Source organism: Alcanivorax sp. HI0044 (assembly GCF_001634945.1).
On the sequence record NZ_LWEZ01000535.1, the window covers coordinates 1 to 11,574 of the forward strand.

15 protein-coding genes and 1 pseudogene are annotated in these 11,574 nt (G+C 59.3%); 4 read left to right on the forward strand and 12 right to left on the reverse strand.

Annotated elements, in window-relative coordinates:
• From A3730_RS06345 to A3730_RS06355, 3 genes and pseudogenes are all read left to right on the forward strand, one after another.
• Positions 1 to 195: pseudogene (locus A3730_RS06345) on the forward strand (UDP-N-acetylmuramate:L-alanyl-gamma-D-glutamyl-meso-diaminopimelate ligase); the annotation flags it as partial.
• A gap of 80 nt (positions 196 to 275) precedes the next feature.
• Positions 276 to 734, forward strand: a complete 459-nt coding sequence (locus tag A3730_RS06350) for a DUF2214 family protein (protein WP_063519374.1) — start codon at positions 276 to 278, stop codon at positions 732 to 734.
• Complete coding sequence (locus A3730_RS06355) at positions 731 to 1,333, forward strand: flavin prenyltransferase UbiX (RefSeq protein WP_063519375.1); 603 nt, start codon at positions 731 to 733, stop codon at positions 1,331 to 1,333. Before A3730_RS06350 ends, A3730_RS06355 begins: the two co-directional genes overlap by 4 nt.
• Before the next feature lie 256 nt (positions 1,334 to 1,589).
• On the opposite strand, the gene A3730_RS06360 is transcribed toward A3730_RS06355, so the two are convergent.
• From A3730_RS06360 to lipB, 12 genes are all read right to left on the reverse strand, one after another.
• Positions 1,590 to 2,303: a ZIP family metal transporter gene (locus A3730_RS06360; RefSeq protein ID WP_082872277.1), complete on the reverse strand. Its 714-nt coding sequence runs from the start codon at positions 2,301 to 2,303 to the stop codon at positions 1,590 to 1,592.
• 146 nt (positions 2,304 to 2,449) lie between these two features.
• The gene (locus A3730_RS06365) at positions 2,450 to 3,193 is read right to left on the reverse strand and encodes an energy transducer TonB (RefSeq protein WP_063519376.1); all 744 of its coding nucleotides are present in this window, start codon (positions 3,191 to 3,193) and stop codon (positions 2,450 to 2,452) included.
• A complete protein-coding gene (locus A3730_RS06370; protein WP_063519377.1) occupies positions 3,190 to 3,624 on the reverse strand; it encodes a biopolymer transporter ExbD in 435 nt (144 codons plus the stop codon). Before A3730_RS06370 ends, A3730_RS06365 begins: the two co-directional genes overlap by 4 nt.
• The gene (locus tag A3730_RS06375) at positions 3,621 to 4,001 is read right to left on the reverse strand and encodes a biopolymer transporter ExbD (protein WP_063519378.1); all 381 of its coding nucleotides are present in this window, start codon (positions 3,999 to 4,001) and stop codon (positions 3,621 to 3,623) included. Before A3730_RS06375 ends, A3730_RS06370 begins: the two co-directional genes overlap by 4 nt.
• The gene (locus A3730_RS06380) at positions 3,991 to 4,662 is read right to left on the reverse strand and encodes a MotA/TolQ/ExbB proton channel family protein (RefSeq protein WP_063519379.1); all 672 of its coding nucleotides are present in this window, start codon (positions 4,660 to 4,662) and stop codon (positions 3,991 to 3,993) included. Before A3730_RS06380 ends, A3730_RS06375 begins: the two co-directional genes overlap by 11 nt.
• Before the next feature lie 303 nt (positions 4,663 to 4,965).
• Positions 4,966 to 5,403, reverse strand: coding sequence for a copper resistance protein NlpE (locus A3730_RS06385; RefSeq protein WP_063519009.1), 438 nt, complete (start codon positions 5,401 to 5,403; stop codon positions 4,966 to 4,968).
• A gap of 146 nt (positions 5,404 to 5,549) precedes the next feature.
• Positions 5,550 to 5,744, reverse strand: coding sequence for a hypothetical protein (locus tag A3730_RS30260; RefSeq protein WP_156496928.1), 195 nt, complete (start codon positions 5,742 to 5,744; stop codon positions 5,550 to 5,552).
• 304 nt (positions 5,745 to 6,048) lie between these two features.
• Complete coding sequence (locus tag A3730_RS06390) at positions 6,049 to 6,558, reverse strand: trans-aconitate 2-methyltransferase (RefSeq protein WP_197468581.1); 510 nt, start codon at positions 6,556 to 6,558, stop codon at positions 6,049 to 6,051.
• A complete protein-coding gene (locus tag A3730_RS06395) occupies positions 6,559 to 7,227 on the reverse strand; it encodes a glutathione S-transferase (RefSeq protein ID WP_063519380.1) in 669 nt (222 codons plus the stop codon).
• A gap of 136 nt (positions 7,228 to 7,363) precedes the next feature.
• Positions 7,364 to 8,860, reverse strand: coding sequence for a D-alanyl-D-alanine carboxypeptidase/D-alanyl-D-alanine-endopeptidase (gene dacB / locus A3730_RS06400; protein ID WP_063519381.1), 1,497 nt, complete (start codon positions 8,858 to 8,860; stop codon positions 7,364 to 7,366).
• A 412-nt stretch (positions 8,861 to 9,272) separates the two neighbouring features.
• Positions 9,273 to 10,250 (reverse strand): lipoyl synthase, encoded by a 978-nt coding sequence (gene lipA / locus A3730_RS06405; RefSeq protein ID WP_063519382.1) that lies wholly within the window; start codon positions 10,248 to 10,250, stop codon positions 9,273 to 9,275.
• A gap of 61 nt (positions 10,251 to 10,311) precedes the next feature.
• A complete protein-coding gene (gene lipB / locus A3730_RS06410) occupies positions 10,312 to 11,025 on the reverse strand; it encodes a lipoyl(octanoyl) transferase LipB (RefSeq protein ID WP_063519383.1) in 714 nt (237 codons plus the stop codon).
• Between the two features lie 392 nt (positions 11,026 to 11,417).
• Here lipB and A3730_RS29490 point away from each other — a divergent pair.
• Positions 11,418 to 11,574 (forward strand): transposase domain-containing protein (locus tag A3730_RS29490; RefSeq protein WP_197477333.1); only part of this gene is annotated, 157 nt, incomplete at its 3' end.

The window sequence follows — 11,574 nt, forward strand, 5'->3', positions numbered from 1 at the left end:
CAGCCACCGGGCCTGGACTGGTCGCTGGATTCGGTGCTCAGCGAGGCGCCAGTGCCCGCATCGGTCAGTGAATCGCTGGATGAGATTGTGGCCAAAGTAGTGAGCCACAAAGGTGAGCCGTTGAATGTGGTGGTGATGAGCAACGGCGGGTTTGGCGGCATTCACCAGAAACTGCTGGATGCGTTGGCTGAATAAACGCTGCACGCTTCACGCCACAAGCGGCAATGCGTTGTAGCGTGAAGCGTGCGCCGTGATGCGGTTTCAAGGAGGTTGCCATGTTCTGGTCTGTACTCTGGGCTTCGGTCCATTACCTCAGCATTCTGATGTTGTTTGCTTGCCTGTATGGCGAGCTGTTGCTGTGGCGGACGGGGATCAATGAGCGCAATGTGCGCACGTTATTGTGGTTGGATATCGGCTACGGCTTGTCGGCGTTGGTGGTATTGATCAGCGGCCTGGCCCGGGCGGGCTGGACGGAAAAAGGCTGGAACTTCTATCTGGCGAACCCCTGGTTCCATGGCAAGGTCACGCTGTTTGTGTTGATCGCCTTGCTAAGCCTGTATCCCACCAAGGTGCTGCTGGGCTGGCGAAAATCGGTGAAAGCCGGCCACGTACCGGAAATCGATGACAAGCTGCAACGCAACCTGCGCGGTGTGCTGGTGGCGGAAATTCATTTGGTCATTCTGATGCCGATTCTGGCGGCGATGATGGCCAGAGGCGTCGGGATGGGCTCATGACTCAACGCATTACGCTTGCCTTTACGGGCGCTTCCGGAGCGCCATATGGCCTGAGATTGCTGCAGTGTCTGCTGGATGCGGACTGCGAGGTTTTTGTGCTGCTGTCCAAGGCCGCACGTGTGGTGATTGGTACGGAAACCGAACTGAAGCTTCCTGCAGGTACTGGCCAGGCTGAGCAGGCCTTGCGTGAGTGGGTAAAGACCGACAAGGGACGGCTGGTCGTCTGCGGGCTGGAACAATGGACCGCGCCGGTTGCCTCCGGCAGTGGTGCCCCCGCGGCCATGGTGGTGTGCCCCTGTTCCACCGGAACCCTGTCTGCCATTGCCACGGGCACCAGTGATAACCTGATTGAGCGCGCTGCGGATGTGGCGATCAAGGAAGGGCGCAAGTTGATTCTGGTGCCCCGCGAATCGCCTTTTTCTGCGATTCATCTGGAAAATATGCTCAAACTTTCCCGCCTCGGTGTCACCATCATGCCCGCCGCGCCGGGTTTCTATCACCAGCCACAAAGCGTGGACGATCTGGTGGATTTCATGGTGGCCCGGTTACTCGATCATCTTGGTGTGGAGCAGACCCTGGTGAAACGCTGGGGAGAATAACCCCGGCCTGGCTACGACGCGACTGTAGGAGTACCTCTCGAGGTGCGAACCTTGCGAAGCAAGGAAATCACCCGCAGGGCGATCGGGGAGATCAGTGCTCGACAGCGCCGGAAAGAAGGGTCGATATCGTTGATTTCTCTCGCCTCGCTGTCGCTCGGTTCGCGCCACAAGCGGCGTTATTCGCTTCGCTCACCCTTCGGGCCGCACGGAACGACGTGCGTTACTCCGCTACGCTCCGTTCTATAATAGCCCCAACTCACTGCACCAACAGATGCCCCACCAAACCCAGGGCAAATCCGGCAACAGCGCCCTGTGACGGCGCCCAGGACCGCTTCAGTGGAACTTGCGGGGCGATGTCCTGGAAAATCAGGTAGAGAATGCCGCCGCTGGCAAACAGCATAATGCCGCCCAGTATGACTGGCATGTTTACCAATACCGCAAAGCCTAGCCAGGCGCTGACAGGCCCAAGAAGGGATAGCCCGGCAAAGGCGAGAATGATCTTGCCCGGGGCAAGCCCGCCGCTATCACGTATTTCACGGTAGGCGTTGAACCCTTCCGGCAGATTCTGCATGCCAATCAGGAACGCCAGCAGAAACGCCTGGCCGCCTCCCACTGCCAGCGCGGCGCCCAGTGCGATAGCTTCGGGAACAAAATCGAGAAGCATGGCCAGCAATTGCGACATGGCGCCCCCTTTGGCGGCGAGCGCGCGATCGATCAGCATGAACACCACGCCGCCACCGACAAACATCAGGGTGGCGGAGAACGGGGTGTGATGTTTTGCCCCTTCCGGCACCAGCACCAGCGCCACGGCAGCCAGCAGGGCGCCACCGCCAAAGGCAATCACGGTATGGCGAACTTCCTGGCGTAGCCAGTCACGGGCGATATGTTGTTTGACGGCAATCAGTGCGCCGACGGCCATGCTCAGGCCGGCGGCCAGGCTGAGCAGTAATGCCAGAGTTAATGGGCTCACAGGCCTTCCTTGGTAGTCCGGTAGAAAACGCGAAGGGGGCAGAACAGGAACGGATGCCGTTCCGCCAGCGGTTTAACGTTATTGAATTAAACAGTAATGACTGGCGGGGAGGGGATCAACTGTGGCGGTGCAGGGCACCGCTCTGTTCAGCTGTTGTTCAGGTCGTAGTCTACCGGGGCGATGACCTTCACCGGAACGCTGCCGCTATCCAGTTCCTTGGGCGGGGCATCAAAGCGCAGACGTGCAACCAGTTCCCTGGTGGCGCGATCGAGAATGCGGCTACCGGAGCTTTCGGTGATTTCTACCTGCTCAGCGCGGCCGGAGGCATTGATCACGAAGGACACTTTTACGGTTCCTTGCTGGCGGCGCATCTTGGCCCGGTGCGGATACTGCTTGTTGTAATCAATCGTGTCGCGCACCTTGGCCAGGTACTTGTTGAGCGCATTTTCCGTGTCACCAGATTGATGCACCCCTTTGCCGGGGTCGCCTGCCATGCCTTTGGCGCCCTGGGTCAAAGGTTGTGCTGAAACCTCTTCTTCGGCGTTATTATCCTCGGTTTCCGCTGGCGTGGTTTCGGCCACTTGCGGCTCGGGGACGGGCTCTGGTTTGGGTTCCGGTTTCGGTTTTGGCTTCGCTACCGGTTTGGGCTTGGGTTTTGGTTTGGGCTTCGGCTTCGGCTTTGGCTTTGGCTGCGGCGCAGGCTGGGCCTTGGGTTGTGGCGCTGGCGCAGCGGGTTTCGGGGCCGGCGGTGCCGACAGGTTGATGGCAATTTCGCTCACGCCGGGCTTGGCCGGGCGGCCACCAGCCAGGGTCATGGCCCCGACGGTGACCAGCACACTGACGTGGACCAGAATAGAGATAACCCAGGCGGAAAAATTGCGAGGTTTCATGGTGCCTCCTCGCTTGCACTTTCAGTGGCGGCATCGCTCTGGGTGACCAGGCGAACCTGCTCCACACCCATGCCTTGCAGGGTTTCCAGGCGTTCGCGCAAGGCTTGCATGGTGATCCCTGCGTCGGCCAGCAGGCGGACTTCCGCTTCTTCCGGATTGTCGCCAAGCAGGGCCAGTAATGCCTCTTCGCTTAACGGCTCGGCGCTGTCTTCGGCAAACCATTGCCCATCGTTCTGCATTACCAGCAGCAGCTTGTCCCGGGCTTCCTCGCCGTTGGCGGTCTGGCTCATGGGGGCTTCTACCGCCACGGTGGGGCGCTTGGCCAATTGCCCGGCCAGCATGAAGAAGATCAACAACAGGAAGACCACATTGATCAGCGGCAGTACCGGCTCCAGGGGTGGTCTGCGTGATGAGGTTTCCATGATCATCATGGCAACAGCTCCAGTTGGACATCGTGAACGCCGGCGGCCTTCATGGCATCCACGGCGGTCAGTGCCTGTTGCAGGGTGGCGTCCGGATTCACCGTGACCCACACCTTGCTCTTGCTGGTGTCCAGGCGGTCTGCCACGGCGGCCGGGGTAAAGCTGACGCCGTTGAGCGTCAGCATACCGCTGGCCTGCACTTCAATCACCAGCCAGTGTTCATCCGGCTGCTCGGTGCTGTCTGCAGGCTGCACATTCACGGGCAAGTCATGGTATTGCCCGAAACGGGTGGCAAGCATAAAGAACACCAGCAGGATGAACACCACATCAATCAGGGGTGTCAGGCTGATAAAGGGCGTGCGATGACGCTCCGGTTCAATATGCATGCGACACCGACGGGTCGCGATCCTCTTCCAGAGGTTCGGGAGCCGTGTGGTTGTTGCGCAGTACTTTCAGGCGAGACAAGCGGTCCTGCATCTTTTCGCGGCATTGCTCGATGCTGCGGTCGGCCCAGTGGAATGCGGCCAGAGTCGGGATCGCCACGGTGAGGCCGGCGGCGGTGGTCAGCAGGGCTTCCCAGATACCGCCGGAAAGAATCGAGGGATCCACCTGTGAGCCAGCGGTTTCCAGTGCCTGGAAAGCGCCGATCATGCCGAATACGGTACCCAGCAGGCCCAGCAACGGGGCGATGGCGCTGATCACTTCAAGCACCCGCAGGCCGCCGCGCAGTTCATCCAGGCCGCTGCGCGCCAGGCGCAGGCTTTCTTCTTGCCAGGCGGCTTCGTCCAGATTGCGGTTCTGCCAGCACTGCCACAGAACCCGGTCGATGGGGCTGTTGAGCTTGCCCGGCTCGCCGGGCTGTTTGCCCTGACGCAGAGCATTGAGCAGCTGGTCCGCCTGGCGGCTGTTGCCGGGGCGGATACGGGCAAATTGCAGGATCTTGGAAATCAGCGTGGCCAGGGCAATCACGGACAACAGGGCGAGGACCCACATGGTGGCGCCGCCACTGACAAACCATTCCGGCAAGTGCAGGGAAATTGGGGGCATGGAAAACTCCAGCTATGGGCAAATGATCAGGTGCCCGGTCTTGGGTACACAAAGGCTTATGTAGTCTACCGCGTAATAATGGAAGCCCGATGACAGGAAATCACAGGGTGGCGCGCGGCAATTACATGAGCGTCAAGGGTTGAATAGGGTTCGCAATACTAAGAGTTTTACCTTCTTAATGCAAGTCATTCCTATTTGGGATGTATTCACAGGTAGCGGCAAAGTGCCGCAGGTAAAAGGGCTGCGAGGGGGAGCGGGAACGAAAAAGGCGCCGAAGCGCCTTTTTCGTCCCATCGATACGGATTATTTGCTGAGCAAACGGTAATTCAGGTTCGATTCAATCCGGTTGCCGGACTGGTCCAGTTGCTCGATGGCATTGACCGCGTCCTTGAGATATTGGCGTTGGGTGTCGTCATCGGCCTCTGGGTTGATGGTGTAGACATCTTCCTGGGTAACGCCTTCCTGGTATTTGCGCGATGCCCAGTTACCCCGTTCCACGGCATTCAGTTTCACGGTGGAGCCGCTCATGTACTCTTCACGCAGCTCGAATCGGGTAGGGCTGTCGTGCTGATCGCGGTACAGGGTCAGGGTGGTACGAATGCCCGAGCAGTCTGCACAGGGGAGCATCCCGCTGTAGATTTCTTTCTGTGCGGTAGGATTAATCGGCGCTTCCGGTTGGCTCTGGCAGCCGGCAAACGCAACGGTGCAGCCGAGAACAGCGGCGGCGAAATAAGTCTTCATGAATATCACTCCCTTGCAGGTTTCCCTTCTATATTACTGCTTAGAATACGCTTTTGCCGTTTGGTTCGCTGGTTTAACAGTTTTTGAATATTTGTGTTGCCTCATCACCCTCAGGCTACGATGAAGCGTTAACGGTGTTGTGCGGGTTACCGGGTGGAGAGCAGCGCCAGGTTTAATGCGGGAAGAGTGTTATCAACGTCGCAGGCCCGATCGGCAGGTTGCTGAACGCGAATGGCCGACGGAGTCTTTGTGGTTGAAAAACGGATGCGCAGGAGGTGGTTCAGGCCTTGCAGAAGTAACAGGCCGAGAAGAAAACTGACAGCAAAATAGAGCAGTATCATGGGGCAGCCACACTGTGATTATTGTTGGAGTGCGAACGATTCTGTGGCAATCCTATAAAGCACGGGCAAGGTTAACCATCGTGACTTTGTTATGGCTTGTGGGATTACTGTAGCTGGCTGGAGCGGGAGGGTGTATGGCTACCGGGCGTGGAAGATGACAGACAATGGCGTGTGCGTTTGCGGATCCAGCGGTTCTTCCATGTGAACACGCAATCCCTGTTGTTGAAGAAGTGCCAGCCAGTCCGACAACGTACGGAAATACCAGGGTGGGGCGTCATGGAAGGCGTCACTACAGCCGGCCCAGCTACCGGTGCGCCAGCCCGAACGGTAATCGCCTTTGCAGGCCATGAGTGGGTGCAGGGTTTGTATCAACAGGCGTCATCTCGGTAGTGTTAACAGGCCCTGGCGTCGCCAGTAACTGCGCAACGGAATCCTCGCCGAAGAGTGAAAAATTGCACACGATAACGGCAAATGTCTGGCCGCTCAGGGCACTGGATAATCGCGAATAGTCACTGCACAGGTAGGTGCCGTCGGAGTGTTGTGCCTGCGCGTTTTCCACCAGTGCCGGAATGACATCCACGCCGGTGATCGCGGTGGCCGGCGCGTTATCTTCTGCCGCCAGTGCCCGGCAGAGCCACCCTTCGCCGCAGCCCACATCCAGCACCGAGTCTGGCCGGTAGCGACTAATGGCGTTGACGATTGCCGGATTGGTGATCTGGCGGCTGGCGATACCTTTGCCTTGCAGCAGGGCAATCCAGGGGGCGGCATTGGCCGCCCAGCTTGTAAGAATTGCGTCTTCCGGTGGCTGTGGCATTTAACGCATCGGCGTCAGTGGGCCAGCCCGTTCCACCGCTTTCTGGTAGGCCGGGCGTGCTTCCATCTGTGCCACAAAGCGCTGGATCGAAGGCAGTTGGCTCAGGTCCGCACGGGCAGAGGCAGCCTGTAGGGGAAAGCTCATCAGGATGTCGGCCCCGGACGGGGTGTCGCCGGCAAACCAGGTCTGCGTTGCCAGGTGCTGTTCAATGACAGCCAGGTGATTTTTCAGCTGCGGGTCCAGCATGGTGCCGGTGACCTTGCCGCTGATTTTTTTGGCAATGGGTTTGGCAAAAAAGGGCATGGGGGCTTTGGCGATATGGCTGAAGATCAGCTTCATGACCAGCAAGGGCATCAGCGAGCCTTCGGCGTAGTGTAGCCAGTAGCGGTAGTTCAGCCATTGGTCATCCTCTGGCGCGGGCTGCCATTGGCCGTTGCCGTAGCGATGTACCAGGTATTCGATAATGGTGCCGGATTCGGCAATGACGGTGTCGCCGTCGGTGATCACCGGGGACTTGCCCAAAGGATGAATCTTGCGCAGTTCGGCCGGGGCCAGCATGGTCTTCGGGTTGCGGGCGTAATGCTTGATTTCGTAGTCCAGACTCAACTCTTCAAGCAGCCAGACGATACGCAGGGAACGGGAATTTTCCAGGTGATGCACAGTAATCATAGTAGGGCTCTCTGCCATGTCTCAGCGCACCCTGTTGCATGCGTTGTGCATTGAATCGTGCGCTGCAAGACGTCTCAGTGTGTCGGGAGCATAGCAGAGAACCCCGTGACCATCATGGCAAGACGGGGCGGGCCCTTTATTGGCTGGCGGTACTGATGCTGGGTGGGCGGGTCGACAGGTGCACCTGTTCAATGAAGGCGTCCAGTACCGGCTCGGTTTGCCACGCGCGAGGGTTGTTGACCATGGCGACTACCGCCCAGGTGGTGTTGTCCTCATCGCGGGTAAACCCGGCGATGGAACGGACATTACGCAGGGAGCCGGTTTTAATGTGGCCCATGCCGGCCATATCGGCGTTGCCCAGCCGGCGGCGCATGGTGCCATCCATGGCCACCAGTGGCAGTGAGGCGATCAGTTCTGCAGCAAAGCGGCTTTCCCAGGCATGTTGCAGCAACAGGGCCATTTGCCGGGCGGTGATGCGCTCGATGCGTGACAGACCCGCGCCGTTTTCAAACACCATGGTTCGGTTGTCGATGCCCTTGCTGGCCAGCCAGGCACGGATTTCCCGTTCCGCAGCGGCCAGATCATCCTTGTCTCCGGGCTGGCGATGTCTGGCGCCCAGGGTCAGGAACACCTGGCGCACCATCACGTTGTTACTCCACTTGTTGATATCGCGGACCATGGTGACCAGATCCCGCGAGGAGGTGGTCACCAGCAGTTCAGTGTCTTCCCGGGGACGCAGGCCTTCCCGTGTGGTGCCGGCCAGGGTGCCGCCAAGCTGCTGCCACAGGCTGGTCAGCAGGGCACCGGTATAGGCTTGTTGGCTGAGCACGGACAGGTAGCTGCTGGTGCTGCAGCCTTTGGGCAGTACGCCAGTGACGGTAATCGTGGTGGTGCCGTCTTCAGCCAAGTGAGGTTCATAGTCGAATTGATAGCGTCGCGGGCAGTGCCCGTAGTCACGGAACACCAGCTGATTGTCGATGGTGATACCGTCCAGCGCGGGTTCGGTCCAGGTGTGAATACCCCGGTTGTCTGCACGGGCCCGGATGCGCAGTACATTCAGGTTGGTGAGCAGGCCATTGGGCTCCACCAGGAAGGGCGCATTGGGGTTGTCGCCGTCATCATTGAAGTCGGCGATGCCATTGGGCAGGTTGAAAACGCTGCCATCGAGAATTAGATCACCGGCGATATGTTTGACGCCCATGGCGCGTAACTCACGCAGTAGCAGCCACAGCCGTTCTTCGGTGAGTTTGGGGTCGCCACTGCCGACAAAATACAGGTTGCCGTTCAGCGTTTCGTCTTCAATGGTGCCGTCGGTATACAGGCGGGTGTGCCACTGAAACGTGGGGCCCAGCAATTCCAGCGCGGCGTAGGTGGTGATGACCTTCATGATGGAACCGGGGTTCAATGGCATGTCGGCGTTCATGAAGCGGGCTTGCCCGGGGCCATCCAGTGGAATCGAGGCCACGGCCAGATCGGTTTCGGGCAGCTGCAGCTCTTTTGCCACATCCAGCACGGGGGCCATTACCGGCACGGGGACTTCCGCTTGCGCGGGGCGGGCAAGCAGGGTGCTGACCAGGGAGAGGGCCAACAAGAAAAACGCGGGGGATTGTCTGCGGACTGCACTTCTCGGCATGACACGGGGACCTTCAAAATCGTAACGGCAACAACCGCCGGGATAAACGCGGGTTGGGAAACCTCTGAATAACTCTTTGCATGCTCAGCGTGGCCTGAAGCGTGCAGCTGCTGTGTCTTGTTTCGATGGTCAGGGTGGTTCCCTTTCCGAGAGGCAAGGCGCAGCAGATGTGCGCTTCAGGCCACGCCCTTCGGGTCTTCCAGGCTGGCCCGCACTCGTTGTTGCACTTTTTCGATGGATGGACATACACCTTCAAAAGCGCGCCTAGATTGCGAACCAGCCTGAAAGACTGAGTACGCAAAGAGTTATTTAGAGGTTCCCTAGCGTAATGCAAAGCCGGGGCCGGGTCAGTGGGCCGCAAGTGTGGGAAATGTAAATTTAAGCGGCCGCCCCGGTGGGGACGGCCGGGGGATCAGGGCTTGTGCAGGCCCACATCGATGCCTTTATGTTGTAAATCAGCATGATAGGAACTGCGCACCATGGGGCCGGAGGCTACTGAGGTAAAACCCAGCTCGTTGGCGACGCGGGCGTACTCGCGGAACTCGTCCGGGTGCACGAAGCGTTCCACCGGGGCGTGATGCTTGCTCGGCTGCAGGTACTGGCCAATGGTGATCATGTTCACGTCGTGGGCGCGCAGATCCTTGATGGTATTGATGACCTGTTCGAAGGTCTCGCCCAGCCCCACCATGATGCCACTTTTGGTGCTCACATCCGGGCGCAGCGCCTTGTAGCGCTTGAGCAGATCCAGAGAGTGCTGGTACCGGGCACCCGGACGGATGTGCTTGTACAGTTCCGGGACGGTTTCAATGTTGTGGTTGAACACGTCCGGTGCGGTCTCGCCGAGAATCTCCACGGCGGTATCCAGGCAGGGGCGGAAGTCCGGGGTGAGAATTTCGATGCGGGTATCTGGGGTGCGTGCGCGTACCTGGCGGATGCATTCGGCAAAATGTTCCGCGCCACCGTCAGCCAGATCGTCCCGGTCCACGGAGGTAATCACCACATAGTTCAGGCCCAGGTTTTCCACCGACTCTGCCAGGTGCAGGGGTTCTTCGGCATCCAGGGCGTTGGGCCGGCCAAACCCCACATCGCAAAATGCGCAGCGACGGGTGCAGATGTCCCCCATGATCATGAAGGTGGCGGTGCCGCCGCCGAAGCATTCGGGCAAATTGGGGCAGGCGGCTTCTTCGCAAACGGTGTGCAGTTTCTGTTTGCGCAGCAGCGACTTGATGCGCTGGATTTCTCCGTTGGCGGGAACCCGCACACGAATCCAGTCCGGCTTGCGTTGATAGCCGCTTTCTTCGTTGACCATGGGGATGGTGCGGACCTTGTCGGCGCCGCGCAGTTTGTCGCCGATTTGCACTTTGCGTTTGGCTTGGGCCTGTTCGCTCATGGGGTTTCCATTGCCGTCGGGTGCTGCCGAAAGGGTGGGGGCAGGCATCTGTGTCTGTGGGTTACCGTCGTGGGGACGGTGCTGCCAGGGCACTGTCAGGATCGCTGTCAGTGATGGCGTTCTCCTGAAGTGCATTGTACCAGTCTGGTGGGGGCGCTGTCCGGGGCGTCAGGCCCAGACGTTTGGCTAATAATGTCACCAGTTGTTGTTCCATGGTGTGGCGGCCCAGATTGACGCCCTGCGCTTGCAGGGTGGTCATGGGCTGGCCCACGTGCCCGCAGGGGTTGATCCGCTGCCAGGGCGCCAGGTCCATGTCCCGGTTGATGGCGAGCCCGTGATAGGTTGCGCCACGGCGTATGCGCAGCCCCAGGGACGCGATCTTGGCCCCGTTCACATAGACCCCGGGGGCGTCATCCCGGTTCACGGCCTCAATACCCAGGCTGGCAAGAAAATCGATGATGCCTTCCTCGATAGCAGTCACCAGCCCGCGGCTTCCCAGCCCCAGCCGTTTGATATCCAGCATCAGGTAAATCACCGTCTGGCCGGGGCCGTGATAGGTGACCTGTCCGCCGCGATCGGTGTTCACCACCGGAATCTCTCCGGCATTGAGTACGTGCTCGGGCTTGCCCGCCTGGCCCAGGGTGAAGACCGGGGGGTGTTCCAGCACCCACAACTCGTCGTTCTGCTGAGCGTTGCGATGATCAGTGAGGTCACGCATGGCTTGCCAGCAGGGGGGGTAGTCAACCCGGGGGAAGTAGCGAATCAGTGCGTCCATGGGGAAAGTATAAGGCTTGCTACATGCCGCACACCAGAAGCGACGAGCTACGCTTGATGGAATTAAGACATCGACCGGTCTACGAAGACGCTGTAGGGGTTCCCTTCCAGGGGACGAACCGAACGAAGCGAGGATACGCACGTAGCCCCGTAGAGGCTGAAGTATGAGCGGAGCGATTAATGATCACCGGTTAAAAGGCGAATCGAGCGTGTTGCCGCTTTGCAGGGTGGTTCGTCCCCTGGAAGGGGACTCCTACATTTTGCATTTGTGTTGCGGCCGCAAAGCGCCATAAAAAAGCCCGGCAAAGCGCCTAATGCCGTTCACTTAAGCATTGCAGGCAGAGCGGGGCTTTCCGAAAATCCGGTTTCCACTCGCGGGAAGCCGGATTTTTTGTGTCTTTACAGCAGTCTCTTTTCGATATTGATGCCCTTCAGTCCTTCTCTGACCTGAGCACCTTCACCCAGAACATCCCCGTTGAATGGGTTGAGTCGGCGCTCCAATTGTCCTCCAAAGCAACGATTCGTCGGCGGCGCCTCCCCAGCGATCAGG

Bases quoted from the DNA above. Each gene is read 5' to 3' on its own strand.
- A3730_RS06350 (WP_063519374.1), top strand. From the start codon at position 276: ATGTTCTGGTCTGTACTCTGGGCTTCGGTCCATTACCTCAGCATTCTG.
- A3730_RS06355 (WP_063519375.1), top strand. From the start codon at position 731: ATGACTCAACGCATTACGCTTGCCTTTACGGGCGCTTCCGGAGCGCCA.
- A3730_RS06365 (WP_063519376.1), bottom strand. From the start codon at position 3,193: ATGAAACCTCGCAATTTTTCCGCCTGGGTTATCTCTATTCTGGTCCAC.
- A3730_RS06370 (WP_063519377.1), bottom strand. From the start codon at position 3,624: ATGATGATCATGGAAACCTCATCACGCAGACCACCCCTGGAGCCGGTA.
- A3730_RS06375 (WP_063519378.1), bottom strand. From the start codon at position 4,001: ATGCATATTGAACCGGAGCGTCATCGCACGCCCTTTATCAGCCTGACA.
- A3730_RS06380 (WP_063519379.1), bottom strand. From the start codon at position 4,662: ATGCCCCCAATTTCCCTGCACTTGCCGGAATGGTTTGTCAGTGGCGGC.
- A3730_RS06385 (WP_063519009.1), bottom strand. From the start codon at position 5,403: ATGAAGACTTATTTCGCCGCCGCTGTTCTCGGCTGCACCGTTGCGTTT.
- A3730_RS30260 (WP_156496928.1), bottom strand. From the start codon at position 5,744: ATGATACTGCTCTATTTTGCTGTCAGTTTTCTTCTCGGCCTGTTACTT.
- A3730_RS06390 (WP_197468581.1), bottom strand. From the start codon at position 6,558: ATGCCACAGCCACCGGAAGACGCAATTCTTACAAGCTGGGCGGCCAAT.
- A3730_RS06395 (WP_063519380.1), bottom strand. From the start codon at position 7,227: ATGATTACTGTGCATCACCTGGAAAATTCCCGTTCCCTGCGTATCGTC.
- dacB (WP_063519381.1), bottom strand. From the start codon at position 8,860: ATGCCGAGAAGTGCAGTCCGCAGACAATCCCCCGCGTTTTTCTTGTTG.
- lipA (WP_063519382.1), bottom strand. From the start codon at position 10,250: ATGAGCGAACAGGCCCAAGCCAAACGCAAAGTGCAAATCGGCGACAAA.
- lipB (WP_063519383.1), bottom strand. From the start codon at position 11,025: ATGGACGCACTGATTCGCTACTTCCCCCGGGTTGACTACCCCCCCTGC.